The sequence below is a fragment of the Micromonospora chalcea genome, from assembly GCF_002926165.1.
GTDB classification, from domain to species: domain Bacteria; phylum Actinomycetota; class Actinomycetes; order Mycobacteriales; family Micromonosporaceae; genus Micromonospora; species Micromonospora chalcea.
The window spans coordinates 369,297-394,206 of record NZ_MAGP01000001.1 but is presented as its reverse complement, the minus strand read 5'-3'; the positions used below and the strand labels follow the sequence as shown (position 1 = coordinate 394,206).

Annotated in this window: 25 protein-coding genes; 15 read left to right on the top strand and 10 right to left on the bottom strand. The window is 73.6% G+C overall.

Going from position 1 to position 24,910, the window contains the following annotated elements:
- Positions 1 to 564 precede the first annotated feature (564 nt).
- Both BAW75_RS01105 and BAW75_RS01100 read left to right on the top strand, forming a co-directional pair.
- Positions 565 to 861 (top strand): DUF1540 domain-containing protein, encoded by a 297-nt coding sequence (locus tag BAW75_RS01105; RefSeq protein WP_013286940.1) that lies wholly within the window; start codon positions 565 to 567, stop codon positions 859 to 861.
- A gap of 151 nt (positions 862 to 1,012) precedes the next feature.
- On the top strand, positions 1,013 to 1,795 hold the full coding sequence (locus tag BAW75_RS01100; protein WP_104112325.1) for a DUF2470 domain-containing protein: 783 nt from the start codon (positions 1,013 to 1,015) through the stop codon (positions 1,793 to 1,795).
- On the opposite strand, the gene BAW75_RS01095 is transcribed toward BAW75_RS01100, so the two are convergent.
- From BAW75_RS01095 to BAW75_RS01085, 3 genes are read right to left on the bottom strand one after another with little or no spacing between them, the layout of a single operon-like run.
- Positions 1,792 to 1,977, bottom strand: coding sequence for a hypothetical protein (locus tag BAW75_RS01095; RefSeq protein ID WP_104112324.1), 186 nt, complete (start codon positions 1,975 to 1,977; stop codon positions 1,792 to 1,794). The two genes, BAW75_RS01100 and BAW75_RS01095, sit on opposite strands and share 4 nt — an antisense overlap.
- The gene (locus BAW75_RS01090; RefSeq protein ID WP_104112323.1) at positions 1,977 to 3,392 is read right to left on the bottom strand and encodes an NAD(P)-binding domain-containing protein; all 1,416 of its coding nucleotides are present in this window, start codon (positions 3,390 to 3,392) and stop codon (positions 1,977 to 1,979) included. The genes BAW75_RS01095 and BAW75_RS01090 overlap by 1 nt, the downstream gene beginning before the upstream one ends.
- Positions 3,393 to 3,447: 55 nt before the next feature.
- Positions 3,448 to 3,774: an ArsR/SmtB family transcription factor gene (locus tag BAW75_RS01085; RefSeq protein ID WP_369799347.1), complete on the bottom strand. Its 327-nt coding sequence runs from the start codon at positions 3,772 to 3,774 to the stop codon at positions 3,448 to 3,450.
- A 328-nt stretch (positions 3,775 to 4,102) separates the two neighbouring features.
- Here BAW75_RS01085 and BAW75_RS01080 point away from each other — a divergent pair, with 328 nt between their 5' ends.
- The 6 genes from BAW75_RS01080 to BAW75_RS01055 all read left to right on the top strand — a co-directional run bounded on the left by BAW75_RS01080 (position 4,103) and on the right by BAW75_RS01055 (position 8,145).
- On the top strand, positions 4,103 to 4,486 hold the full coding sequence (locus BAW75_RS01080; RefSeq protein ID WP_064445568.1) for an ArsR/SmtB family transcription factor: 384 nt from the start codon (positions 4,103 to 4,105) through the stop codon (positions 4,484 to 4,486).
- A gap of 82 nt (positions 4,487 to 4,568) precedes the next feature.
- A complete protein-coding gene (locus tag BAW75_RS01075) occupies positions 4,569 to 5,261 on the top strand; it encodes an arsenate reductase/protein-tyrosine-phosphatase family protein (RefSeq protein WP_104112322.1) in 693 nt (230 codons plus the stop codon).
- Between the two features lie 100 nt (positions 5,262 to 5,361).
- Positions 5,362 to 6,447 (top strand): ACR3 family arsenite efflux transporter, encoded by a 1,086-nt coding sequence (gene arsB / locus BAW75_RS01070; protein WP_043323148.1) that lies wholly within the window; start codon positions 5,362 to 5,364, stop codon positions 6,445 to 6,447.
- 56 nt (positions 6,448 to 6,503) lie between these two features.
- Positions 6,504 to 6,911 carry an arsenate reductase ArsC gene (locus BAW75_RS01065; protein WP_069088393.1) on the top strand — a complete coding sequence of 136 codons (408 nt, stop codon included), beginning with the start codon at positions 6,504 to 6,506 and terminating at the stop codon, positions 6,909 to 6,911.
- Positions 6,912 to 6,989: 78 nt separating this feature from the next.
- Positions 6,990 to 7,352 (top strand): ArsR/SmtB family transcription factor, encoded by a 363-nt coding sequence (locus BAW75_RS01060; RefSeq protein ID WP_043323144.1) that lies wholly within the window; start codon positions 6,990 to 6,992, stop codon positions 7,350 to 7,352.
- Between the two features lie 118 nt (positions 7,353 to 7,470).
- Entirely contained in the window at positions 7,471 to 8,145 is a 675-nt protein-coding gene (locus tag BAW75_RS01055) for a pyridoxamine 5'-phosphate oxidase family protein (RefSeq protein ID WP_104112321.1), read from the top strand.
- A 42-nt stretch (positions 8,146 to 8,187) separates the two neighbouring features.
- Here BAW75_RS01055 and BAW75_RS01050 read toward each other — a convergent pair whose 3' ends face one another.
- Complete coding sequence (locus BAW75_RS01050; protein WP_205796698.1) at positions 8,188 to 9,093, bottom strand: helix-turn-helix domain-containing protein; 906 nt, start codon at positions 9,091 to 9,093, stop codon at positions 8,188 to 8,190.
- Between the two features lie 298 nt (positions 9,094 to 9,391).
- Here BAW75_RS01050 and BAW75_RS01045 point away from each other — a divergent pair, with 298 nt between their 5' ends.
- From BAW75_RS01045 to BAW75_RS01020, 6 genes are read left to right on the top strand one after another with little or no spacing between them, the layout of a single operon-like run.
- Positions 9,392 to 9,769 carry a cupin domain-containing protein gene (locus tag BAW75_RS01045; protein WP_064445565.1) on the top strand — a complete coding sequence of 126 codons (378 nt, stop codon included), beginning with the start codon at positions 9,392 to 9,394 and terminating at the stop codon, positions 9,767 to 9,769.
- Positions 9,762 to 11,126 (top strand): class I tRNA ligase family protein, encoded by a 1,365-nt coding sequence (locus tag BAW75_RS01040; RefSeq protein WP_104112320.1) that lies wholly within the window; start codon positions 9,762 to 9,764, stop codon positions 11,124 to 11,126. The genes BAW75_RS01045 and BAW75_RS01040 overlap by 8 nt, the downstream gene beginning before the upstream one ends.
- Positions 11,119 to 12,156 carry an NAD(P)/FAD-dependent oxidoreductase gene (locus BAW75_RS01035; protein ID WP_104112342.1) on the top strand — a complete coding sequence of 346 codons (1,038 nt, stop codon included), beginning with the start codon at positions 11,119 to 11,121 and terminating at the stop codon, positions 12,154 to 12,156. The genes BAW75_RS01040 and BAW75_RS01035 overlap by 8 nt, the downstream gene beginning before the upstream one ends.
- Before the next feature lie 16 nt (positions 12,157 to 12,172).
- Entirely contained in the window at positions 12,173 to 13,432 is a 1,260-nt protein-coding gene (locus BAW75_RS01030) for a lysine N(6)-hydroxylase/L-ornithine N(5)-oxygenase family protein (RefSeq protein WP_104112319.1), read from the top strand.
- A gap of 5 nt (positions 13,433 to 13,437) precedes the next feature.
- Entirely contained in the window at positions 13,438 to 13,818 is a 381-nt protein-coding gene (locus BAW75_RS01025) for an avidin-fold protein (protein WP_244205981.1), read from the top strand.
- A complete protein-coding gene (locus tag BAW75_RS01020) occupies positions 13,811 to 14,509 on the top strand; it encodes a LysE family translocator (protein ID WP_104112317.1) in 699 nt (232 codons plus the stop codon). Before BAW75_RS01025 ends, BAW75_RS01020 begins: the two co-directional genes overlap by 8 nt.
- A gap of 41 nt (positions 14,510 to 14,550) precedes the next feature.
- Here the strand turns inward: BAW75_RS01020 and BAW75_RS01015 are convergent, their stop codons facing one another.
- Genes BAW75_RS01015 through BAW75_RS01005 form a run of 3 tightly spaced genes read right to left on the bottom strand, consistent with a single transcriptional unit; the run spans position 14,551 to position 19,611 of the window.
- A complete protein-coding gene (locus BAW75_RS01015; RefSeq protein WP_104112316.1) occupies positions 14,551 to 16,074 on the bottom strand; it encodes a class I SAM-dependent methyltransferase in 1,524 nt (507 codons plus the stop codon).
- A gap of 34 nt (positions 16,075 to 16,108) precedes the next feature.
- On the bottom strand, positions 16,109 to 17,893 hold the full coding sequence (locus tag BAW75_RS01010) for an ABC transporter ATP-binding protein (RefSeq protein ID WP_104112315.1): 1,785 nt from the start codon (positions 17,891 to 17,893) through the stop codon (positions 16,109 to 16,111).
- Entirely contained in the window at positions 17,890 to 19,611 is a 1,722-nt protein-coding gene (locus BAW75_RS01005; RefSeq protein ID WP_104112314.1) for an ABC transporter ATP-binding protein, read from the bottom strand. Before BAW75_RS01005 ends, BAW75_RS01010 begins: the two co-directional genes overlap by 4 nt.
- 176 nt (positions 19,612 to 19,787) lie before the next feature.
- Between BAW75_RS01005 and BAW75_RS01000 the strand changes: the two genes are divergently transcribed.
- Entirely contained in the window at positions 19,788 to 21,779 is a 1,992-nt protein-coding gene (locus tag BAW75_RS01000; protein ID WP_104112313.1) for an acyl-CoA dehydrogenase family protein, read from the top strand.
- On the opposite strand, the gene BAW75_RS00995 is transcribed toward BAW75_RS01000, so the two are convergent.
- The 3 genes from BAW75_RS00995 to BAW75_RS00985 all read right to left on the bottom strand — a co-directional run bounded on the left by BAW75_RS00995 (position 21,776) and on the right by BAW75_RS00985 (position 24,762).
- Positions 21,776 to 22,837, bottom strand: a complete 1,062-nt coding sequence (locus tag BAW75_RS00995) for a DUF1700 domain-containing protein (RefSeq protein ID WP_208635148.1) — start codon at positions 22,835 to 22,837, stop codon at positions 21,776 to 21,778. The genes BAW75_RS01000 and BAW75_RS00995 overlap by 4 nt on opposite strands.
- Positions 22,834 to 23,172 carry a PadR family transcriptional regulator gene (locus BAW75_RS00990; protein ID WP_043323114.1) on the bottom strand — a complete coding sequence of 113 codons (339 nt, stop codon included), beginning with the start codon at positions 23,170 to 23,172 and terminating at the stop codon, positions 22,834 to 22,836. Before BAW75_RS00990 ends, BAW75_RS00995 begins: the two co-directional genes overlap by 4 nt.
- Positions 23,173 to 23,280: 108 nt before the next feature.
- Positions 23,281 to 24,762: a vanadium-dependent haloperoxidase gene (locus BAW75_RS00985; RefSeq protein WP_208635147.1), complete on the bottom strand. Its 1,482-nt coding sequence runs from the start codon at positions 24,760 to 24,762 to the stop codon at positions 23,281 to 23,283.
- Positions 24,763 to 24,910 lie beyond the last annotated feature (148 nt).

The window sequence follows — 24,910 nt, the reverse complement described above, 5'->3', positions numbered from 1 at the left end:
TGCCCGTGCGCCGGGCTGTCGTCCGCGCGGGCCCCCGCCCCGGGCGGCCCGCGCGGACGACAGCCCGGCGCACGGGCACGACGCGGACCCCCGGCCGACCCACCGCCGCCGACCGGCGCGGGCGCACAATTCCGTGTACGGAACCGGCGCTGCGGAAATTCGATTTCCGCCCCGGGCGGCGAAACCAATTCCCGGCTCCGGAGCGCCGATTTCCGCACATCAATTCACCTCCCCGATCCGGCGCATGACCCTCGGCGCGCTCCAGGCCGTTCGCCGGACCGCACCCTGCGCTCGGACCAGCGCGGACGGGGCCAGCGAACGCCCACCTCGCACCGGCAAACAAAGGCTTTCCTTACAAAGGTAAGCCTCATCTTCGCCCGCCCGGGAGTTCGCGCGGGATCGACGGTTTACCGCCGCCGACGCCGCATTCCGCTGCTATGGTGAGCATGATCCTCACTTCGGGCGGACAGGTTTGAAGCCCCGCTCGCAGGGCTAATACCGAATGGCATTCGAGCACCACGAGGCCGGCCGTCGCACCGCCGGCCCGCATGACTTGGAGGCACCATGAAGACGCTGTTGCAGTCTCCGCCGGTACGTGAGTGCGCCGCCACGGCGTGCAGTTTCAACGACAACGGTTGTCACGCGCCCGCGATCACCGTGGCGGCGAGCGCCGACGCGGCGTCCTGCGCGACGTTCGTCGAGTCGTCGCTGAGCGGCGGGATCGCGGAGGTCACCGGCGCGGTGGGCGCGTGCGCGCGGGCCGAGTGCGTGTTCAACACCAACCTCGCCTGCACGGCCGAGTCGATCACGGTGGGCCCCGGCGCCACCGTCAGCGACTGCCTGACCTACCAGCCCGCCTGACAAAGCGGACACCCACGCCCGTACGGGTCACGACGGTCACCGTCGTGACCCGTATGCGTCTCCGGCACCCGACCCGCCGTTGCACAGGTAAGGCTTACCTACTACCGTCTGACCTGGGCCGACTTCACCCCTTCCGGCCGAGGAGACAGACATGGCGTTGCACCCCGCCGGGCGCCCGGCCCCGTCGACCGGCGTCACCCCGGTCGCCGCCGGGCCGTCTCCGGTCACCTCCACGCCCCGCGACGCCGTCGCCGCCCGGTGCGTGCTGAGCGCTGCCTCGTCGCTGCGGCTGACGCTCGGCGACACCACCGCCGACCTCCTGTCCGCCCACGCAGTCCTCCCCGACGGCACGATCGTCCTCGCGGTCGACGCGATGAGCCGCACCGGCGGCCTGCTGGTGGCCGCGCGCGGTCACCGCGGTGCGGTACGCGTGGACGTGACCCACCTCGCTCCGGTCGCCGTACGCTCGCGGGTGCGGGACCGGCTGCGGATCCTGGGCACCGCCCGCCGCTTCGACCCGGCCGCGCTCGACGCCTGCGACCCGGCCACCGTGATGTCGCTGCTCGACCTGCCGCCGGTGGCGCTGTGGGCGATCGAGCCGGACGAGATCCTCCTCGACCGGGCCACCGAACCCGTCGCGGTGGACCTCGGCACGTACCGTGCCGCCCGCCCGGACCCGATCGCCGTCGACGAGGCCGCCCACCTCGCGCACCTGACCCGGTGCCACGGCGACCTCCTGGACCGGCTCGGTGCGCTCGTCGACAGCGCCGTCAGCGCCGGCGCGACGCGGATGGTCCCGGTCGCGCTCGACGCCGAGGGCATCGTGCTGCGCGCGGAGCGGCCGGACGGTCACGCCGACATCCGGTTGTCCTTCCTCCACCCGGTCACCGCCGGCGCCGGCCTCGCCGGGGCGCTGCGGACGCTGCTCGGCTAGGGCTGTCCGCTCCCTACCGAGCGCATCGCGGCGGCGGCGAGAAGGCGGGCGGTGGTGACCGCGGCCAGCAGGCGATGGAGGGTGCCGTATCCGATGGTGCTGGTGACGGCGAGGGCGGCGACGAGGCGCCACCCGTGACGCCCGCCGGCCGTGGGGCCGGCGGGCGCCGTCGTGGTGGTCATCAACTGGTGCAGCAGCCGCCGGTCTCGCCGTTGGTCGGGGTGTCGAGGCTGACCAGGCTGAGCGGCGCGGAGAGCAGGCCCCCGGAGATTCCGGTCGCCAGCCCCTGTGCGGCCGGCGTGGCCGCCGGGTCGGGGCCGCAGCAGCTGTCCGCGCCGGTGGAGTCGGCGGGGTTGCTGTTGCAGACGCCGGTCTCGGGCAGGTCGAGCTGGACGTCGCGGGCGGCGTCCCAGTCGCCGGCGAGAGCGGCGACGACGGAGCGGACCTGCTCGTAGCCGGTGGCCATCAGGAACGTCGGCGCGCGGCCGTAGCTCTTCATGCCGACGGCGTAGTAGCCGACCTCGGGGTGCGCGAGTTCGGCGGCGCCGTGCGGCGGGACGGTGCCGCAGGAGTGCTCGTTCGGGTCGATCAGCGGGGCGAGGGCGCGGGTGGCTCCCATGACCGGGTCGAGGTCCAGGCGCAGCTCGGCCGCGATGGAGTGGTCGGGGCGGAAGCCGGTGGCGGCGACGACGCGGTCCACGGTGACGGACTCGTCGGTGCCGTCGGCGTGCCGGACGGCCACGGTGACCCGGCCCTCGGCCGGGGTGAGGGCGTGTACGGAGAATCCGGTGAGCAGCCTGATCCGGCCGGCGTCGACGTGGTCGCGCAGCCGGGCGCCGAGCGCGCCGCGGGCGGGCAGGGCGTCGGCGTCTCCGCCGCCGTAGGTGCGGGCGGGGCTGGCCGAGCGGATCGCCCAGGTCACCTCGGTGCCGGGTTCGGCGGTGGCCAGCTCGGCCAGGGAGAGCAGGGTGTTCGCGGCGGAGTGGCCGGCGCCGACGACGAGGGTGTGCCGGCCGGCGAAGCGGTCCCGGCCGCTGCCGAGCACGTCGGGCAGGGCGTGCTCGAGGAACGCCGCGGCGTCCGTCTCGCCGCGGGCGGGCAGGCCGGAGGCGCCGAGGACGTTGGGGGTGCCCCAGGTGCCGGAGGCGTCGATGACGGCGCGGGCGAGCAACTCGTCGCCGTCGGCGAGGCGGATCAGGAACGGCGTCTGTTCGCGGCCGGCGGTGCGCAGCCGGTCCAGGCCGAGCCGGCTGATCGCCTCCACCCGCGCGCCGTAGCGCAGGTGGGGCTTGAGCTGCGGCAGGTCCGCGAGCGGCTGGAGATAGTCGGTGACCAGCTCGGCGCCGGTGGGCAGGGCATCCTCGACCGGGGCGACCCAGCCGGCGTCGTCGAGCAGCCGGCGGGCGGCGGGGTCGACGTTGTAGCGCCACGGGGAGAACAGCCGCACGTGCCCCCACTGCCGCACCGCCGCGCCGGTGGTGTCCCCGGCCTCCAGGACGAGGAAGGGCAGCTCACGCTCGTGCAGGTGGGCGGCGGCGGCGAGACCCACCGGGCCCGCGCCGATCACCACGACGGGCGACTCGTCCAGGACACTCATCGGGAACTCCTCGGTGTTGAGAATGGCGGATCAAGAGGTGCGGGTGACGCCTGCCTCAGCAGGCTCCGACCGGATCGGGGGCCGGGCGGCCCATGACGACGTCGGCGGCGGACGGGAAGCACCCGACACAGGCGTCGTTGATGCGGTAGTGGCGTGCGGTGCCGACCGGCTCGACGAGCACGAACCGCACCTCGGTGAGGATCTTCAGGTGCTGGGAGACGGTGGACTGGGCGAGCCCGACGGCGGCGACGATCTCCCCCACACTCATCGGCCGGGCGTGGCGGGCCAGGTACTCCACCACCTGCACCCGCGTCGGGTCCGCGAGGGCCCGGAACCACGAGGCATAGGTCTGCGCGGTGTCGCGGTCGAGGAGGTCCCCCATCATCTCTCCCTCCATCGTTAATCGCCGATTGACGATGGAAGCCTAGCAGGCGCCGGAGCGGGCGATCCGCAGGGCAGCGGTCCCGCTTCTCAGCGGGGTGCCGTCAGCGCGTAGGCGGTGGTGCGGGCGCGGTCGCGGAGGCGGGCGATCCTCTGCGCGGGAGTGGACACCCGGGCGCAGGAGTCGCAGAACCGGACCCCTGCCACGGATGACGGCCGGCGACGCGGGAAGCCGAACATGACGAGCCTCATTTCCTGGGAGCACCTTGTCTTGACATATGTCTAAACAGAGAGTTGCACGCTGATTAGATGGATGTCAACCTAGAGGCATGCCGAAGCGCCAAGCGCCGATCCCCCTCGTCGACCTCGACGCCGACGCGCCGTGCTGCCCCCCACTGGCGCAGCGCCGGGTCCCGGCAGAGACGGCCGCGATCCTCGCGCCCGCGTTCAAGGCCCTCGGTGATCCGGTACGGCTGCAGCTGATGTCGATGATCGCCTCCGCCGACGGCGGCGAGGCCTGCGTGTGCGACCTGACGCCGGCGTTCGACCTGACCGGGCCGACGATCTCTCATCACCTCAAGACCTTGCGCGAGGCAGGCCTGGTGGACGCCGAACGGCGGGGCACGTGGGTCTACTACCGGGCGCGGCCACAGATCCTGCGCCAGCTCGCCGGCCTGCTGTCGATCGAGCCGACCGCCGCGGCGCAGCGGTAGACCACCGCGCGGCGACTCGCGCTCCCGGGGGATCCGGCCGCGCGGCTTGACGCCTCCAGATTAATCAGAAATCATTGAGTCAATGGACATTGAGTCTTACTCGCTGGTCGAGCGCGCGCGGGTCCATGCCGCGTTGGGCGACCCGGCCCGCCTGGCCATCGTGGACGCGCTCACCCTGGGCGACGCCTCACCCGGGGAGATCGCACACACCCTCGCCATGCCGACGAACCTGGTCGCCCATCACGTCAAGGTCCTCGCCGACGCGGGCCTCGTCGTTCGGGGCCGGTCGGAGGGCGATCGGCGACGCATCTACCTTCGACTCCGACCGGCCGCCCTCTCCGCCCTCACGCCGCCACCACTGGCGGGCGCGCATCGGGTCGTCTTCGTCTGCACCCACAACTCCGCCCGCTCGCAACTGGCCGCGGCGCTGTGGAGGCAGCGCGCCAACGGCGACGCCGCATCCGCCGGCACCAGGCCGGCACCGCGGGTCCATCCCCGCGCGCTCGCCGTGGCCCACCGTTACGCCCTCGACCTCGGCCCGGCCGGCACCGCACACGTCGACGACGTCGCCCGGGACGGCGACCTGGTCATCGCCGTCTGCGACAACGCCCACGAGGAACTCACCGGGCCGGTCCGCCCCCGCCTGCACTGGTCCGTGCCGGACCCGGCCCGCGTCGACACCGACGAAGCGTTCGAGGCGGCCTACGCCGACCTCGCCGACCGCGTCGATCGCGTCGCCCCGCACACCGCCGCACCCTGCGGGAAGCCGGCCTGATCACCGCCTCAGTCTGCGGGCGCCCGACGCAGCCGCCCGGCACAGGGCGACCTCACCCGACGCGCACGCGCCGGCACCGACGATCCACGGGAGCAGACCGATGAGCACCGCCACCAGAGCCGAAGACGCCCCACCGTTGGTGGCACGCCTCTCGCGCCTCGACCGGTTCCTGCCGGTCTGGATCGGCCTGGCCATGGTCGCCGGCCTGCTGCTCGGCCGGATCGTTCCCGGCCTGGACGACGCTCTCGACGCCGTCGAGGTCGGTGGCATCTCCCTGCCCATCGCCCTCGGCCTGCTGATCATGATGTATCCGGTACTGGCCAAGGTCCGTTACGACCGCCTCGACACCGTCACCGGTGACCGGCGCCTCCTGGTCTCGTCGCTGATCCTCAACTGGATCGTCGGTCCCGCCGTCATGTTCGCCCTGGCCTGGATGTTCCTGGCCGACCAGCCGGAGTACCGCACCGGTCTGATCATCGTCGGCCTGGCCCGCTGCATCGCGATGGTCATCATCTGGAACGACCTGGCCTGCGGCGACCGGGAGGCGGCAGCGGTCCTCGTCGCCGTCAACTCGGTGTTCCAGGTCCTCGCGTTCGGCCTGCTCGGCTGGTTCTACCTGTCGGTGCTGCCGGGCTGGCTGGGTCTGGACGGCGCCGCGCTGCAGGTCTCCGGCTGGGAGATCGCCGGCAACGTGCTCGTCTTCCTCGGCATCCCCCTGCTCGCCGGCTACCTGTCCCGCCGCCTCGGCGAACGGACCAGGGGCCGCGACTGGTACGAGCGGCGATTCCTGCCCAGGGTCGGACCCGTCGCCCTGTACGGACTGCTGTTCACCATCGTCGTCCTGTTCGCCCTGCAGGGTGAGGCCATCACCGACCGGCCGGTCGACGTGGCCCGCATCGCCCTGCCGCTGCTGGCCTACTTCGCCCTCATGTGGGCCGGCTCCTACCTGCTCGGCCGGGCCATCGGCCTGAACTACGAACGCACCACCACCCTGGCCTTCACCGCGGCGGGCAACAACTTCGAACTGGCGATCGCGGTCGCGATCGGCACCTTCGGGATCGCCTCCGGCCAGGCCCTCGCCGGCGTCGTCGGCCCGCTGATCGAGGTCCCGGTTCTCGTCGGCCTGGTCTACGTGTCGCTGTGGGCCCGTGCCCGCCTGTTCCCCGCGCCGGGAACCCGGCCATGAGATGCCCCGACCGCGCCGCGGCACGCCACGGCAACCATCAGGATCATGGAGACCCGATGAGCGACAAACCCAGCGTCCTGTTCGTCTGCGTGCACAACGCCGGCCGTTCCCAGATGGCCGCCGGGTGGCTGCGCCACCTCGCCGGCGACACCGTCGAGGTCCGCTCCGCCGGAAGCGCGCCCGCCGACCAGGTCAACCCCGCCGCCGTCGAGGCCATGCGGGAGGTCGGCATCGACATCACCGACCAGACCCCCAAGCGCCTGGAGTACGAGACGGCGGAGTCCTCCGACGTCATCGTCACCATGGGCTGCGGTGACGCCTGCCCCGTCTTCCCGGGCAGGCGATACGAGGACTGGAAGCTGGAAGACCCCGCGGGCAAGGGCGTCGACGCGGTACGCCCCATCCGAGACGAGATCCGCGCCCGGGTGGAACGGCTGCTCGCCGACCTGCGCCCCGCCGCCTGACACCCCTGTCGTGCGACTCACCATGATCCGGTCCTGGTTGCACCGGCATGCGGCGGCCGTTGATGCAACGATGCAAGCGTGGGAACTGCGAAAACTGCCACCCCTGCCATCTCGCCGCTGACCGGCGAGCCGATCAAGCGTGCCGATGCCGAACGCCTCGCGGGAGTGCTGAAGGCGTTGGCCGACCCGGCCCGGCTGCGCCTGCTCAGCCTGATCCAGTCCGCTCCGGAGGGCGAGGCGTCCGTCAGCGACCTCACCGCGCCGCTCGGGCTCTCCCAGCCGACCGTCAGCCATCACCTTCGGATCCTCACCGAGGCCGGTCTGATCGAGCGGGAGAAGCGGGGTGTGTGGGCGTACTACCGTCTGGTGCCGTCCGCGATCTCGGCGATCGCCGAACTGCTGACGCCACCTCGTAAGCGACCGACGAGGAAGGTCCGCTGAGCAGGCGACCGCGGGGCTGCCGCGAGCACCCGCCGACCTGACCGGGTCGTCCCCGCCGGCCCCCTTGAGGAGCGCCGTCCGGCCCGGTAGAAACGGCGGGACCGACGGGAGATCAGCCATGACCGATGCCGACGGGCAGTTGTCCGCGACGCCCCGCACGAGCCTGCGCCGGATGAAGGAGAAGGGGCACCGCGACCGCGCCGCCCTGTTCGACGTGCTCCGGGCCGGGTTCGTCTGCCACCTCGGCGTCCTGGTGGACGGTCACCCGATGGTGGTGCCGACCGTCTACGGGTTCGACGACCGCCACCTCTACCTGCACGGCTCGGTGGCCAGCCGGAGCCTCACCACCGACGCCGACGTCTGCGTCACGGTCACCGTGGTCGACGGCCTGGTGCTGGCGCGCTCGGTGTTCGAGCACGGCGTCAACTACCGCAGCGCGATGATCTACGGCCGGCCCCGGTGGGTGACCGGCACCGAGGAGAAGCTGCACGGACTCCGCCTGCTCACCGAGCACGTCGCCCCCGGCCAGTGGGACCACGCCCGCCGCCCGAACCGGCGGGAGCTGGCGGCCACGGCCCTGCTGGCGCTGCCGCTGGCCGAGGCGTCGGTGAAGACGCGCAGCGGCCCGCCGGACGACGGCGACAGCCCGGACGCCGCGCTCGGACTCTGGGCCGGCGAGCTTCCGCTCGTGGCCCGCTGGGAGCAGCCGGTGACCGACCCGGCGCTCCCGCCGACCGCGCCGGTGCCGGCCCACGTGGCCGCCCGCGCCGGCACCCGCGCCGACCGGCGCTGACCGGGGCGCCCGCGCCGCGCGACCGCCCCGGTCCGCCGGTCCCTACCGCAGTTGGCGGGCCACCTCCGCCAGCGGCAGCCGGGGCGCGACGGCGGCGCGGGCGGCGACCACCGCCAGCGCCCGGGGCACCCCCGCGCAGTGGGCGATGATCTGCCGTACCGCCTCGCGTTCGGCGGTGAGGCGACGCTCGCCGAGACGGGCCGCCAGCAGCTCCCACGCCTCACCGGCCGCCAGCTCGTCCACCACGACCGGACGCGCGGCCTCGCCGACGACCAGTCCGGTGAGGCGGTCCCGGCTGGTCACCACCACCATGCAGCCGGGGACACCGGGTAGCAGCGGCCGGACCTGTTCGGCGTCGCGCGCGTCGTCGAGCACGATGAGCATCCGGCGCCCGGCGAGCACGCTGCGGTACAGCCCGGTGCGCGCGGCCGGACCGCAGGGAATGCCGCCGGGCACGTCGAGCGCCTCGATGAGGCCGGCGAGCGCCTCCGCGGGCGCCACCGCCGGCCGGCGCGAGTCGCTTCCGCCGAGCTGGACGTGCAGCACCCCGTCGACGAACCGTGCGGCGGACCGGTGGGCCCAGCGCAGCGCCAGCGCCGTCTTGCCGATCCCGGAGCGTCCGGACAGGACGCAGACCACCACGCTGGACATCCGCCGCGGTCCGCCGTCGAGCAGCCGGTCGAGTTGCCGTAGTTGTGCCGAACGGCCGGTGAAGCCGGGAATCTCCAGCGGCAACTGCATGGGGCGGATCCGGGCCGGCGCCGGGTGGGCCGGCAGGCCGAGCACGTCGCGCAGCAGCCGCACTGTCGCCGGGCGCGGGCGGGTCACCCGCGACGACTCCAGGTTGCGGATGCTCCGGACGCTCAGTCCGGTGCGGGCGGCCAGTTCCTCCTGAGTCAGGTTGGCTCGTCGCCGAGCGGTAGCAATTTCGTCACCCAACGTATCCATGTAGCCGATCACAGCGTCGTCTCCGTACCGGTTCTGGTGGATTCGTACAGGCGGACCACCACTGCGCGGCCACTGAGCGGGCAATCAGTAGCGCCATTGCCGGTGATCTGCCGGTGTAGCTCCTGTTGGCCAGCCGAGGTTAGGTCCACAGTGGGTCCGACGCTATCGACCGAAGTCGAATTGCCACTCCGGCAGGCGGTTGGCTCTGCGTCGCAGAAGCACCACTTCCGGTCACTCTCCGCAAACCCAGATCCGTCCGGCGCGCCCGACGGGCATCGCGCCGACCAGGAGGACGAACATGCGAAGGTACGTCAGCGACACCGCCGAGCTCACCGACGAGTACGGCATCCAGATCGGCCGCTGGACCCAGTACCGCGATCTCGGCCCGTTGCCGTTCGACGCCATGTGGTGCGTGATCCCGCCCGGCGGCAGCAGCACCGAGGACGTCCACCCCGAGGTGGAGTTCGCCGTGGTGACCCGCGGCACCGCCATCTACGAGGCGGGCGGCGAGAAGGTCGAGGTGCCGACCGGCGGGGTGATCCTGCTCGAACCCGAGCAGCGCCACGTCATCCACAACCCCTCCCCCGAACAGCCGCTGACCATCCTGAGCGTCTACTGGATGCCGCGCCCCGAGACCGGCCGGACGGACGCGGGCGACGGGACCGGCCGTGGCTGACGATCCGGCCGGGCGGGGCGCGGTGCTCCTGGTCACCCCGCCGCCCACCCCGAACGGTCCGCTGCACCTCGGGCACCTCAGCGGCCCGTACGTCGCCGGGGACGTGGCGGCCCGCGCGCTGCGCGCCGCCGGCCGGCGGGTGGTGACCCAGTGCGGGCTGGACGCCCACCAGAACTACGTGCTCGCCCGGGCGGAGGCGAACGGCGAGACGCCGGCCGACACGGTCGCCCGCTACGGGTCGCTGATCCACGCCGCGTTGCGCGCCGCGCGGATCCGGTACGACGTGATGGCCGACCCACTGGCCGACGAGGCGTACCGCCGGGCGGTGGCCGGCCTGCTCACCGAACTGGTCGAGGCGAAGGTGGTCGAGGTCGCGCCGGTGTCGCTGCGCGCCTGCGCGGCCTGCCGGCGGACCCTGCACCACGTGCGGGTCGCCGGGCGCTGCCCGGCCTGCGGGGCAGGCGCGAACGGCGGCACCTGCGAGGGGTGCGGCGGTTTCTGCAGCGCCGCGAACCTGGTCGACGCGCGGTCCACCTGCTGCGACGCGCCACCGGAGCCGGTCACCCACACGGTGCCGGTGCTGCGGCTGGACGAGCACCGGGAACGGCTCGCCGGGTTCTGGTCCGGGGCGGTGTTACCGCCCCGGCTGCGCCGGCTCGTCGCGTCGTACCTGGACGACGGGCTGCCGGAGGTGCCGCTGGCGTACCCGACGGACTGGGGCATCGAGTGGGACGACGGCCTGCGCATCGACGTCTGGGCCGAGATGGCCCTGGCGAACCTGCTGCTGCCCGCCCGCCACCTGCGGCCGGACGCGGACACCCTGGCCGGGTACCTCGACGCGTGGCGGGACGTGGACGAGCAGTGGATCTTCCTCGGGGTGGACAACGCCTTCTACTACGCGCTGCTCATCCCCGCCCTGCACCTGGCCGCCGGGCTGCCCGACCGGCCGACCGGCCTGGTGGTGAACGAGTTCTACCGGCTCACCGGCGCGAAGTTCTCCACCAGCCGGGGGCACGCGATCTGGGCGCACGAGTTCCTCGCCGACGAGGACCCGGCCGTGGTGCGGGCGTTCCTGAGCTGGGACCGGCCGGACCGCTACGAGTCGGACTTCCGGCCCGAGGCGTACGAGGCGTTCAAGGCGCGCTACGCCGCCACGCTCGCCGGGGCCGTACCCGGTCTGGACGGTGTGCTCGCCGACGTCGAGCTGACCCGGGGTGAGCAGGCGCTGCGCCCGGCGCACTTCGACAGCGCCACCGTCGTCCGGGCGGCGCTGGCCGCGTACCCCGGTGACCCGGACCGGGCGGCCCGCCTGCTCGACGTCGTCGGCGGCGCGGAACCGGCGGCCTCCGGTGGGTGAGCCCCGCGTGCTCGTCGTCGGCGCGGGCCTCGCCGGTGTCCTGCTCGCCCGGCGGCTGCGGGACGCGGGCGCCGAGGCGGTGCTGGTCGGCCCGCACGGCGGCGACCCGGCCCGCGGGCACGCCGACGCCACCGCCGCCTCCGGTGGCCTGGTACGCGCCTTCGAGCCCGATCCGGCCGCCCGGGCCCTGGCCACCGCGAGCCTCGCCGAACTGCGGGACGACCCGGCGCTCGCCGCGGCCGCCGGGTGGCGGGCCACCGGCTCGCTCTACCTGCTCGACGCCGTCGACGCCGGTGCGGCGGCCGGCGTGGCCGGGGCCGAGGTGCTGACCCGCGACGAGGTCTCCCGGCGGTTCGGCTTCGACCGGCTCCCGGACGGCACTGTGGGGGTCTGGGAACGCCGGGCCGGCCACCTCGACCCGGACCGGTTGCGCCGCAGTGTCCTGCGGGGCCTGGACCGGACCGAGACCACGCCGGTGGCCCGCCTCGGCGACGGCGCGGTCGACCTGCGCGACGGCCACCGGCTCACCGGCGACCTCGTCGTGGTGGCGGCCGGAGCCTGGACGCCGGGCCTGCTGCGCGCCGCCGGGCTGCCGAGCACGCTGCGCACCAAGCACATCCAGTACGCCCACCACCGCACCGGCCGGGCCGACCTGCCGTGTTTCGTCGACGAGACGAGCGGCCTGTACGGGCGGCCCGCCGGTCCGGGGCGTGTCCTTCTCGGGCTGCCCAGCGACCGCTGGGACGTCGACCCGCCCGCGCCCAGCCCGGACTCCGGGCTGGCGGCGCGGGTCCGGGCGGTCGCCGCGCGGCGGCTGCCCGGCCTGGACCCGCGCCCGGACGGCCCGCCGGTCAGCGCCGTCGACTGCTACAGCGACCCGCCCGGCCTGGCACTGCGCGCAGTGGCCGGCGCCGTGCACACCTTCACCGGCGGCAGCGGCGGCGCCGCCAAGACCGTCCTGGCCGCCAGCCGGCTCGCCGCCACCGCCCTGCTGAACTCCCGATCCGCGATCCGTGTCCCGCACGGCTAGACACAGAGGCAGACTGATGACGCAGACCTATCACACAGTGGGAATTGGCGCGGGGCCGGCGAACCTGAGCCTCGCCGCGATGTACGACGCGCTCGCGCCGCACGACATCGCGCTGTTCGAGGCGCGGGACCAGCCGGGCTGGCACGACGGGATGCTGCACAGCGGCGTGCGCATGCAGACCGGCTGGGTCAAGGACCTGGTCTCGCTCTACGACCCGACGCACCCGCTGTCGTTCCTCAACTACCTGGTCACCACCGGCCGGGTCTACGCCCTGCTGGGCGCCGGTTTCGACACCATCCCCCGGATCGAGTACCAGCAGTACCTGGTGTGGGCGGCGGAGCAGTTGCCGCGCATCACCTACGGCGCCCGCGTCGACCGGGTGGAGTTCGACGGCGCGATAGTCACCCGCAGCGGCGGCGTCGAGGTCGCCCGCTCCCAGCACCTGGTGCTCGGCAGCGGGACCGTCCCCTTCGTACCGGACTTCCTGGACGCCCTCGACCCCCGGCACCTGTTCGTCGCCGACGAGCTGAACCGGCGCCTGGCCGGCGTGCCCGACGAGCCGGACGTGCCGTGGGTCGTGATCGGCAGCGGCCAGACCAGCGCGGAGTGCGTCGCAGCGCTGCTCGCCCGCGGCTGCCGCGACATCAAGTGGATCGGCCGGCGGTCCTGGTTCGCGCCGCTGGAGGACTCCCCCTCGGCGAACGACCTGTACCGGCCCGCCTACCAGGAGGCGTTCCTCTCGCTGTCCCGGGACGTGCGGGAACGGCTCGTCTCCGGGCAGATCCTCACCAGCGACGGCATCTCCCCCGGCACGCTGCGCGGCGTCTACCAGCACAACTACGAGGAGCGGCTGCGGACCGGCCGGTTCCCGGTCACGATCATGCCGAGCCGTACCGTGACCGGCGCCCGGCAGCTCGACGGGGAGGTGGAGCTGGAGTGCCTCACCGCCGGCAGCGGCGAGGAACGGCACCGGGCGGTGAACGTGATCGTCGCGGCGGGCCGGCGGCTCGCCCCGCTCCCCTTCGATCCGGAGCTGTCCGCGCTGATCGACGTGGACGAGCGCGGCGAACCGGTGATCGAGTCGGACTACTCGATCCGGTGGAAGCACGCCGACGACCACAAGATCTTCGTGCTGAACCGGGGGCGGTACGTGCAGGGGCTCGTCGACTCCAACCTGAGCATCCTGCCGATCCGCAGCGCGATGATCCTGAACTCGATCGCCGGCCGCACGGTCTGCCGGTTCCGTGACGACTACGTGAGCACCCGGTGGGCGTGAGCGCGATGACGACTTTCGACTACGACGGCCGCGTCTTCGTCTCCGTCGACCACGCCGGTGACCGCGCCGAGCCGCTGCGGGGGCACTACCACCAGCGCGGCGACCTGGTCTGGGCGGAGATCACCGGCGGCCCGGTCCGGCACGGCCGGCTCGCGGGAACCTGCGACGCCCAGGGCGTGGTTCGCTTCGCCTACCTGGAGGTGCTCACCGACGGCACCATAGTGGTCGGCGAGTGCGAGTCCCGGCCCGAGCGGCTGCCGGACGGCCGGATCCGGCTGCGGGAACAGTGGCGCCGGCACGGGCCACGCCAGGACAGCGGTGTCTCCGTCATCGAGGAGGCGGCGCCGGCGCTCGCCGCAGGACAGGAGAGCCGGCCTCGTGTCTGACATCCAGATCATCAGTTTCGTCGCCGCCAGCCTGCTCATCATCATCGTGCCGGGCGTCGACTTCGCGCTCGTCACCCGGCAGACCGTCAGGTACGGCCGGCGGGCCGGGTTCGTGGTGCTGGCCGGGCTGGTCGTCGCCGCCCTGGTGCACGCGTCGTTCGCGACCGCCGGCCTGTCCGCGCTGCTGGTCTCGTCGCCGACGCTCTACACGGTGCTGCGCGTCGCCGGCGCGCTCTACCTGCTGTACCTGGGCGGCACGATCCTCTGGGCGACCCGGCCGCGCCGGGCCGTCCCGGCGGCGCAGCCGGTCCCGGTCGGCGCGGGCGCACCCGGGCCGGGCCCGGACACCGGCCCCGCGCCGGTCCCGGACGCCCCGGCCGCCGACGAGCCGCACGTGGCCCGCCGCTCGTTCGTCATGGGCGTCACCAGTCAGCTGCTGAACGTCAAGGTGGTCGTCTTCTACGTCTCGTTCGTGCCGCAGTTCGTCACGCCCGGCGACGGGGCGGCGGCCCGCACGGCGGTGCTGGCCGCCACGTTCATCGGTCTCGCCGTGCTCTGGTGGGCCTGCTACATCATGCTCATCGACAGGTTGCAGCCCTGGCTGACCCGGCCGTCCGTGCTGGTGGTGATCGAACGGCTGACCGGGCTCATCCTGATCGTCCTGGCGATCCGGATCGCGCTGAGCCGCTGAGCGACGACGGCGCCCGCCGGAAGCGGCGGGCGCCGTCGGTCTCACTGGTTGCGGGGGCGGTGGGCGACGGTGAGGACGTGGGTGGTCGGCCAGTCCAGCGGCCGGCCGTCGAGGTCGGTGAGGGACGCGACCGGTGCGATCCGGTTGTCGATCACCCACTCGTTGCGCACCGGCGCCGACGCCGGGCCGATCTCGAACCCCGCCTCGGTGAGCAGCGCCGTCCAGTCGGCGAAACTCAGGCCGCAGAACTGCTCCTGCGTCTCCGACAGCCAGTTGTCCGTGTAGTCCTTGCGGGTCAGGTAGTCCATCGCCGCGCCCAGCGACAGGCGTACCGCGCCGTCCGGAAGCGGCTCGTGGTCGAACCCGAACGCGAAGTCGACGGCGAACTGGTCCAGCCGCGCCCGCGTCGACAGCCCGCCGACGTGGCGCCGGACCTCCGCCGAGGTCAGCTCGGCGAGATCGCGGCGGGGCGCGGCCGGGTTGTCGCCGTCGTCGGCCGACAGCCGCAGCAGCACCTGCCGCCCGGGGTCGTCCGGACCGCACACGTCGCTGTTGATCCAGACGCCGCCGGGCACCGTGTGGTCGTGGATGCGGCGGGCGAACTGCAGCAGCGACTCCCGCTGCCGCCCGTACGACCAGATCTCATGGGTCAGCGCAAACGTGAGCGTGGTGTCGACCGAGCGGTCCTTGAACACCGCGCCGCCGAGGACGTTGCGGTGGAAGAAGTAGACATTGGCGTTGCGGAACACGCCCTGCGCCTTCTTGTGCAGGCACTCCTGGTAGAGGTGGCGGGCGACCTCCACGCCGATCAGGTCGCTCTCGCGCAGCGCGGCCTCCCGGTCGGCCAGCTCCAGGACCGCGCCCGCGCCGCAGCCGATGTCCACGATGCGGCCGGGCTGCACGTACCCGCGCACCGAGTCCCACTTGCGCTGCGCGGCAGTGGCGAACGCCTCCACGTAGGTGCGGTAGTCGCGGGTCACGGTGAGGCCGCCCTCGTCGCCGACGAGCGGGTCGTTCACCACCGACCGGATCGACTCGACCAGGCGGTAGCGCTCGAACACGTCGATGGTGGCCGGGTGGGTGAGCGCGCGCCAGGTCTCGTCCCCGGCGGCCAGGCGCAGCAGCACGTCCCACGGCCGTTCGGGCGGCTCGGGCAGGTCCGGGTCCGCCTCGACCGGCGCGATCCGGAAGCCGAGCCGCTCGTACAGTTTCGCGACCTCCGGCGTGGAGCAGGCCAGCAACGTGTCGGCGGGGGTGAGTTCGAGCCCGGTGGCCACCGCGATGGATTTCAGCGTCACCTCGGCGAACGCGTCGGTGTACGCGGTGTCGAAGATCGGCACCACCACCGAGCGCAGCCCGCTCAGCACGCTGAACCGCTCGATCGCGGCTTCCCGCCGGTGGTACGGCACCGGGTTGCGTCTGGTGTTCTCGTGGTTGGCCGACGTCACCGCCCAGACCACTGTGGCCTCGTCCCCGGCCAGCCGGCACAGGTAGTCGGCCTGGAACCGGGTCAGCAGGTGGTGCCGCCCCGGGAAGAGTACGAAGCGGGCCGGCTCGTCGGTCATGTTCCCCTCACCTGGGCCGATGGGCGGTGCGCGGTCATACCGGGACGCTCCAGGAGCGCCACAGATGCCCGTACCGGCCGTCGGCGGCGAGCAGTTCCGAGTGCGTGCCCTGCTCCACGATCCGCCCGTGGTCGAGCCGGTGCACCCGGTCGGCGGCGACCGCCTGGCTGAGCCGGTGCGCCACGATCAGCGTGGTCCGTCCCTCGGTGGCGGCCAGCGCCGCCCGGTCCAGGTCACGCGCTCCGGCGCTGCCGGCCTCCGCGGTTGCCTCGTCCAGCACGGCGACGGCGGGCGCGGCCAGCACCAGCCGGGCCAGGGCGACCTGCTGGGCCTGCGCGGCGGTGAGCCGGTGGCCGCCCTCGCCGACCGCCGTGGCCAGCCCGTCCGGCAGCGCGCGCAGCCAGGTGGTGGCGCCGACCCGGTCCAGCGCGTCGAGCAGTTCGGCGTCGGTGGCGTCCGGGGCGGCCAGGCGCAGGTCCTCGGCGAGCGGCCCGGCGAAGACGTGCACCTCTTGGCTGACCAGCGCGACGTCGCGCCGCACGGCGTGCTCGCCCCGCTCGGTCAGCGGCACGCCGCCCAGGCGTACCGACCCGTCGGTGGGCGCGATGATCCCGGCGGCGATGCCGGCGAGCGTGCTCTTGCCCGCGCCGCTGGCGCCCACGAGCGCGACCCGCTCACCCGGGGCCAGGCGCAGCTCGACGTCGGCCAGGACCAGGGGGCCGTCGTCGTCGTAGCGGTGCCGGCGGACCGTGACGTCCAGCGCCGCCGGGCCGCGCCGCCCGGCCGCCGACGGCGCGGACGGGGCGGTGTCGGGCAGCGTGGCCACGCCGACCAGCCGGGCGAGGCTCGCGCCGGCCTGCAGCACCGAGTCGGACTCCATCAGCAGCAGGCCGATCGGGTTGAACAGCCGGTGGAAGTAGAGCGCGGCGGTGGTCGCCGCGCCCACCGTGACCAGGTCGGCGCGGACCAGGAAGAACCCGGCGACGAGCACCGCGGCCAGGCCGAGGAACTCCGACCTGTTGATCCGCAGCCCGAAGCGGGTGTGCAGGTTGAAGATCTCCAGCGACAGGTCGCGCGCCACGCCGGAACGCTCGGCGATCGCCGCGACGTGCGCGTCCTCGGTCCGGTACGCGCGCACTGTCGCCGCGCCCCGCAGCGCGCCGGCCATGGCCTGTGTCCGCTCGCCGGTGGCGACGCGCTCACGGGCGTAGTACGGCGCGGACCGGCGCAGGTACCAGCGCAGCGCCAGCGCGTACGCGGGCGCTGCCACCAGCCCGGCGAGGCCGAGCCGCCAGTCGAGCGCGACCAGCCCGAACACGGTCAGCACCACGGACAGCAGCGCGCCGACGAACGCCGGACCGCTGACCGCGATCACGTTCGTCACCACCGCCACGTCGTCGCCGACCCGGGCCAGCAGGTCACCGGTGCCGGCCCGTTCCAGCGTCGCCGAAGGCAGGTGCAGCGCCCGGTCGAGCACCCGCTCGCGCAGCCGGGCCAGCACCGTCTCGCCCAGGCGGGACGCGAGCGCGGCCCCGGCGGCGGTGAGCAGTCCGGTGAGCACTGCCGCGCCGGCGATCACCGCGACCCGGCCGGCGATCCGGGAGACCGGGGCATCGGCGATGACGTCGTCGACGAGGCGGCCGAGCACCCAGGGCGCGACCAGCCCGCCGGTGGCGGCGGCGACGAGCACGGCGGTCGCGGCGGCGCTGAGGCCGGGCCGCCGCCGGAACTCCGCGCCGAGCGTCGTCCAGGTCCGCCGGGCGGTCGCGGTGGGCAGCAACGCCCGGCCGGGTTCGGCGGTACGCGGGTCAGCGGTCACCGCAGTGTCTCCTCGCGGTAGCGGGCGTCGGTGGCCAGCAGGTGCTCGTGCGTCCCTTCGGCGGTCACCCGGCCGTCGGCGATCACCACCACCCGGTCGGTGATCCGCAGCAGGGCGGGGCTGCTGGTGACCAGCAGCGTGCCCCGGGGCGCGTCGCCGCGCGCGCCGGCGAGTCCGTCGGCGAGTTGGGCCTCGGTGGCGGCGTCCACTGCGGTCGTGGGGTCGTGCAGCACGAGCACCGGCGGGTCGGCGTGCAACGCCCGCGCCAGCCCGAGCCGCTGGCGCTGGCCGCCGGAGAGGTTGGCGCCGCGCTCGACGAGCCGGTGGCCGAGGCCGCCGGGGTGCGCGTCCACCACGTCGTCCGCCGCGGCCGCCCGGACCGCGGCGCGCAGGCGTCCCTCGTCGGTGCTGCGGCCGGCGGCGAGGTTGGCGGCCACGGTTCCCTCGAACAGCGTCACGTCGTGCGGCTCGACCAGCACGGCGCCGCGCAGCGCGTCGATGTCCAGGTCGTCGGCGGGTACGCCGTCGACGCGTACCGCGCCCCGGCGCCGGTCCGCGGGCACCCGTCCGGACAGCAACGCGACCAGCGCGTCCGCGTCGGCCGGGTCGTACGCCAGCACGCCGACGATCTCCCCCGGGTCGACGCGCAGGCACACCCCGTCCAGCGCGGCGTGCCCGACGTGGTCGAGGACGAGCCGCGGCCCGTCCGTACGGTCCGGCCGGGACGCGGCGCCCGGCCGGGTCAGCGGCTCGGCGCCGAGCACGCGCGCGACCCGGGCCGCGGAGGCGCGGGCCATCGCGAACAACTGCACGCAGTAGCCCAGCGTCTGCACCGGCTCGGCGATGAACTGCGCGAGCCCGACCACTGTCACCAGTTCACCGATGGTGAGCCGGCCACGCAGGGCGAGCCAGCCGGCGGCACCGGCGACAGCGGCGAGGAAGAGGCCGTTCGCGGCGGTGGTGAGCCCGAGGTGCAGGCCCTTGGTGTTGGCGGCGCGCAGCGTCACGGCGAGGGCGCGCCGGCTGGCGGCGGCGTACCGGCCGGCGGCGTGGTGCTGGGCGCCGATGCCGCGCAGCACACGCAGGCCGGAGACGAGGTCGACGGCGAGCGCCGTGGTCTCGGCGAGGGCCTCCTGCTGGGAGGCGCTGCGCCGGGACAGCAGCGGTGCCATCCGTTGCAGCGCCAGGACCAGCACCGGTACGCCGATGAGCACGCCGAGCCCGAGCGGGACGTCGATGACCAGCAGCGCGACGGCCGCGACGGTCAGCGCGCTCACCGCGGCGACGCCGAAGCCGGCCACCCGGACCACGTACGCGGAGAGTTCGGCGTCGGAGGCGGCGACCGAGAGCAGTTCGCCGTCGCGTAGGCCGGAGCGGTGCCCGCGCGGGTCGAGCGCGCGCTCGGCCAGTTCCACCCGTAGCAGGTGCGCCTCCCGCTCCACGGCCGCGAACGCCTGGCGGGCGCCGTTGCGGTAGGCGAACGCCAGCACGGTGAACAGGGCGGCGAGGCCGGCGACGGAGTACGCGAGCGCCCACGGGTCGCCGGTCACCACGGCCCGGTCGATGATGACGCCGATCGCCACCGGCACGAGCGCCTCGGTGACCTGGTGCAGCCCGAGCAGGGTCACGCCGATCAGCACCGGGCGGCGCTGGCGGCGCAGCGCCTGGCGGAGCACGTGCCGGGCGGTGACGGCGCTGCCGGGGGGAAGCGGGGACACGAGGGGATGCCTCCAGTGCTTGAAGTGAGGACAGCCTAACCTCAGCTTCGCGGGCAGCCGAACCGCCGGGGGGTGGCCGGGCTCACCACGCGCTCCGCCAGCGGCGCGCGATCACCGCCGGTAATGTTGATCAGGCCGAGAGTGTATGCAAATGTCCACTGCACCGAGGAGTGACAATGTTCGATCACGCAGCCGGCCGCATCGACATCGCACGCCTGCGGGAAACGCTTGACGGCCGGTGGGCCGACGTCCGCCGGGCGCACCGCGAACACCTCGACGAGCGCTTCCTCCCGGTGTACGGCGAGACCGGTGACCAGGCTCGCGAGCGCATCACCCGGCTGCTGTCCGAACTCCCTGTCGAACTGGGCATCGCCTCGGGCTTCCCCGTCGAGTACGGCGGCCGCGGCGACGTGGGCGCCTCGATCGTCGCCACCGAGATGCTGGCCCAGGTGGACCTGTCACTGATGGTGAAGGCCGGCGTCCAGTGGGGCCTGTTCGGCGGCGCGGTCGCCGCGCTCGGCACGAAGCGGCACCACGACGCCTACCTGCCCGACATCGTCGCGGGCCGGCTCTTCGGCTGCTTCGCGATGACCGAGACCGGCCACGGCTCGGACGTGCAGCAACTGCGCACCACCTGCGTGTACGACCCGCAGACCCAGACCTTCGACCTGCACACGCCGCACGAGGCGGCGCGCAAGGACTACATCGGCAACGCGGCCCGGGACGGGCGGATGGCTGTGGTCTTCGCCCAGCTCGTCACCGGCGGGCGCCGGCACGGCGTGCACGCCTGGCTGGTGCCGATCCGCGACGAGCACGGCCGGCCGATGCCCGGCGTGACCATCGGCGACGCCGGACCCAAGGCCGGCCTGCTCGGCGTGGACAACGGGCGGCTCAGCTTCGACCACGTGCGGGTGCCGCGGGACATGCTGCTGGACCGGTACGCGCAGGTCGCCGAGGACGGCACGTACTCCAGCCCGATCGAGAACGACTCCCGGCGCTTCTTCACCATGCTGGGCACCCTGGTCCGGGGCCGGGTGAGCGTGGACCGGGCGGCGTCGGCGGCCACCAAGTCGGCGCTGGCCATCGCGGTGCGCTACGGCGACATCCGCCGGCAGTTCAGCGACGCCGACGGCGACCGCGAGGTGCTGCTCAACGACTACCTGGCGCACCAGCGCAAGCTGCTGCCCGCGCTGGCCACCACGTACGCGCTGACCTTCGCCCAGGCGGAGCTGGTCGCGGCGCTGGACGACATCCAGGGCGGCGACGGGCCGGTCGACGAACACCGGCAGCGGGAGCTGGAGTCCCGGGCCGCCGGTCTCAAGGCGGCGCAGACCTGGCACGCCACCCGCACCATCCAGATGTGCCGGGAGGCGTGTGGCGGCGCCGGCTACCTGTCGGAGAACCGCCTGCCCAGCCTCAAGGCCGACACCGATGTCTTCACCACGTTCGAGGGCGACAACACGGTGCTGCTGCAACTGGTCGCCAAGGGGTTGCTGACCGGTTACCGGGACGAGTTCGGCTCGCTCGACGGCTGGGGACGCGCCTCCTTCGTCGCCGAGCAGGTACGCGAGATGGTGCTGGAACGCACCGCCGCCCGGGCGCTGATCGCACGTTTGGTCAGCGCGGTGCCGGGCCGCGACGACGAGGTCGCGGTCACCGACCGGGGCTGGCAGCTCAAGCTCTTCGAGGACCGCGAGGAGCACCTGCTCGACAGCGCGGTGCGCCGCCTGCGCGGTGGCGCGTCGACCAAGAAGGACCGGCCCTTCGACATCTTCAACGACGTCCAGGACCACGTCCTCGCCGTCGCCGCCGCGCACATCGACCGGGTGACGCTGGAGGCGTTCGTCGCCGGGATCGACGCCACCGCCGACCCGGCGGTCAAGGAGCTGCTGTCCCGGGTCTGCGACCTGTACGCGCTCATCGTGATCGAGGCGAACAAGGGCTGGCTGCTGGAGCACGGCCGGCTCACCCCGGCCCGCTCGAAGACGATCACCAGCGTGGTGAACGGGCTGCTCAAGGAGCTGCGCCCGTACATGCGCACGCTCGTGGACGGGTTCGCCATCCCGGACGCCTGGCTGCACGCCGCGATCCTGCGCGAGGAGCCCGGACGCCAGGAGGCGATGGCCGCGCACGACGCCGCCGCGGATCAGCAGGCCGTGCCGGCCTAGCCGGCCGGCGCCGCGGCCTCCGGGTCCGCCTCCGTGGCCGGGGCGGGTCGCGGCCGGGCCGGTGCGCCGGGCGCCCCGGCGGGGTCGCCGTCGACGGGCGGTGAGGTGGGGTCACCGTCGGCCGCCCGCGCGGTGGCGGGGTCACCGTCGGCTGGCCGCGCCGCCGCGTACCCGGCGGCGCCGAGCGCCAGGTACAGCCCGCCGAACAGCCAGAAGGCGGCGAACAGGAAGCCGCGCTCGGCCATCGCGAGGATCATGACCAGCGCGCCGGCCAGCGCGGTCACCGCGTACCCGGCCCGGAATCCGTAGGCGCACAGCGCACCGGCCGCGACCGGCCCGGCGATCCACAGCGCCGCGCCCACCCAGCCGACACCGACCGAGCCGCCGGCCGACGCGACCGCCACGAGCACGCCGGGCATCGCCACGATCCCACCGGCCAGGACGTGCCACCACCGTCCCCCGGCGCCTCGCCGCACGGCCCACGGCACGAACGCCGCCGCCCAGGCCACCAGCGCGAGCGGGAAGTAGTACAGGCCCGTCTCGCCGGCCGCGCAGGCGAACATGGTCAGCGCGATCGCGCCGGCGAGCCGCGACCCGGCGCGTACCCGGGCGGGCGCCACGAGCGGCGCGGCCGCGACGAGCGCCGGCAGCAGCGTGAGCAGCGCGATTCCCGGACCGAGCCGGCCGAGGACGCCCTGCTCGCCGGCGTCGGCCTGGATCGGCTCGACCGGCACTGTGGACGGCAGCAGGAAGCTCACGCACACGGCGATCAGCACGCCGACCGCCGACGCGACCAGGGACAGCGTCCGGCCGACCCGCTCCGGGCGGTCCTGGTCCGGTAGCCCCAGCTCCTCCCGCGCCTGCCGGGCCACGTCCGGCGCGGCACCCAGGCCGGCGAGGACCTCGTCGGCGCTCCGCCCGCTGTCGAGGGCGTCGGCGATGTGCGCGCGGACATCCGCGACGATCTCCTCCGCCGTGCCGGACGGGACGTCCGACAACTCCGCGTCCAGCGCCCGCAGGTAGGCCCACGCCGCCTCCGGGAGGCCGTCGTCGCTCATCCTTCCTCCCCCATCAACTCGTCCACGTGCGGCTGGATCTCCCGCCACACCGTCGCGAACACCCGCAGGTGCGCCCGCCCCTGGTCGGTGATCGCGTAGTACCGCCGGGCGTGCCCCTGCTCGGGGGCCACCCACCGGGTCTGCACGGTGCCGGCCTGCCGCATGCGGGCGAGCAGCGGATACAGGCTGCCCTCGCTGGCGGTCAGGCCGCGCACGGCGAGCCAGTCGGCCAGTTCCAGGCCGTACATGTCGCGCCGTGAGAGCAGCGCGAGCACGCAGTACTCCAGCACGCCCTTGCGGATGTTCGTGGTGATCCGCTCACGTGCCCCGTCCATGCCTCGCAAGATACCTTGCTATGCAAGACATGTGGTGAGGGGGTCGGAACGCGCGCTGCCGGCCACGCCCGAGGGCATGGCCGGCAGCGCGGACCGGTACAGCGGGGATCAGCGCCCGTTCAGCTTGCGCTGGACGAAGTCGAAGGCACGGTCACCGAGCTGCGGCGCGTACTGGTCGACGGCCGCGACCGAGGCGGGGAAGTTCTCGCCGGCCCAGACCCGGCTCTGCCCGCACTCGGCGGCCCACTCCGAGTAGCTGTTCCAGGTCAGCATCATGTCGGCGGCCGGAGTCACGCCCGGCTCCACGATCGAGGAGCCCTTGCGCACCGGGATCACCACGGTCAGCTTGTCGGTGCCGGTGAACCGGCGCGCGACCTGGGCGTAGGCGACGCAGACCGCCGCGTTTACCGACGGGTACTCCGGAGCTGCGATGGCGACCGAGCTGAGGTAGCTGCGCCATTGGGTGCCGGTGATGTCGTTGACGGTGCCCCGGCCCGGGCCGCCCCACGCGGTCAGCTTCTTGTTCGGGTACAGGTGGCGGATCGCGCTGAACGGCTGCACCGAGTCGTACTTGCGCATGTAGTACCAGGAGGCGATCGCCACGTCGAACCCGGCGACGTCCGTCATCACGATGAACCGGACGGAGTCCTCGGTGTTGTACCGGCCCCGCAGCAGCGTGTGCGCGATGGCGCCGTACGGCGTGATGTTGTCGCTGAAGATCTCCGCGCTCATCTTCTTGCGGTCGTCCAGGCCGGCCGAGGCGCGCAGCACCTCGTCGGCCTGCTTGCGGTAGCCCTTCGGGTTCAGCAGGTGGTGGTTCGCCGGCGGGGTGAGCCGGAACTGCTCGGGCCGGTCGAAGGTGATCGGCTTGACCCGGCCGAACTGGGGCGTCGCGAACTCCTGCGTGTTGACGACCTCGCGCTTGGAGATGGTGTTCGGCTGCCAGCGCGACGGGAAGCGCAGCTCGTACGGGCTGTTGACCGGCCGGTAGCCGGTGTGGTCGGCGTACGGCTCACGGTTGTAGCGGCGGCCGCCCGCGTCGCCGTCCCGGTTCGTACCGTCGTTGTGGCGCGCCGCCATCGCGTTCTTCGCGGCGAGGATGCCGATGCCGCTGGCGGTGGTCCGGTCCTCCGCGGTGACCGCCGGGTCCAGGCCCGCGGTGGCCATCATCCGCTGCCAGGTCGCCTCGTGCTGCGGGTAGAGCTTGCTGAGCGAGGTGTAGGCCGAGTAGATGACGGCGATGTTCTTGTTGCGCGTGGTGTGCTCCTCGGCCGGACGGCGGCCGATGGTGGAGAAGATGCCGACCGCGGTGGGGTGGTACGCCGCCAGGGCGTCGAACCACGGCAGTTCGATGAGCATGGCCCGGTCCGCGGCCCAGGACCCGGGCCGGCCGCTGTACTCGACCCGCGGTTCGGTGTTGAGAGCCGGGTAGATGACGTCGGTCAGGGCGTTCCCGTGGTCGAGGTCGAAGGTCGCTGCCTGCGGGGCCGCCGACACACCGTTCGTCAGCGTCGCCACCAGGGCGATCGCCGCGGCGACGGCCGCGGCACCCCCGAGATGCCGTTTCCGCGGCCGCCTCAGAATCTTCACCGGGAATTCTCCTCTCCATTGGACCGCCGCACAAATGTGCTCACCGAAAATGAGGGCAGCGGATCGAAGGAACATTAACGCGCGTTATTCACGCCGGTCCACTACTCAATCGGGTAGTGGCGGCGGCAGCGCAATTCGTGGTGGGCGT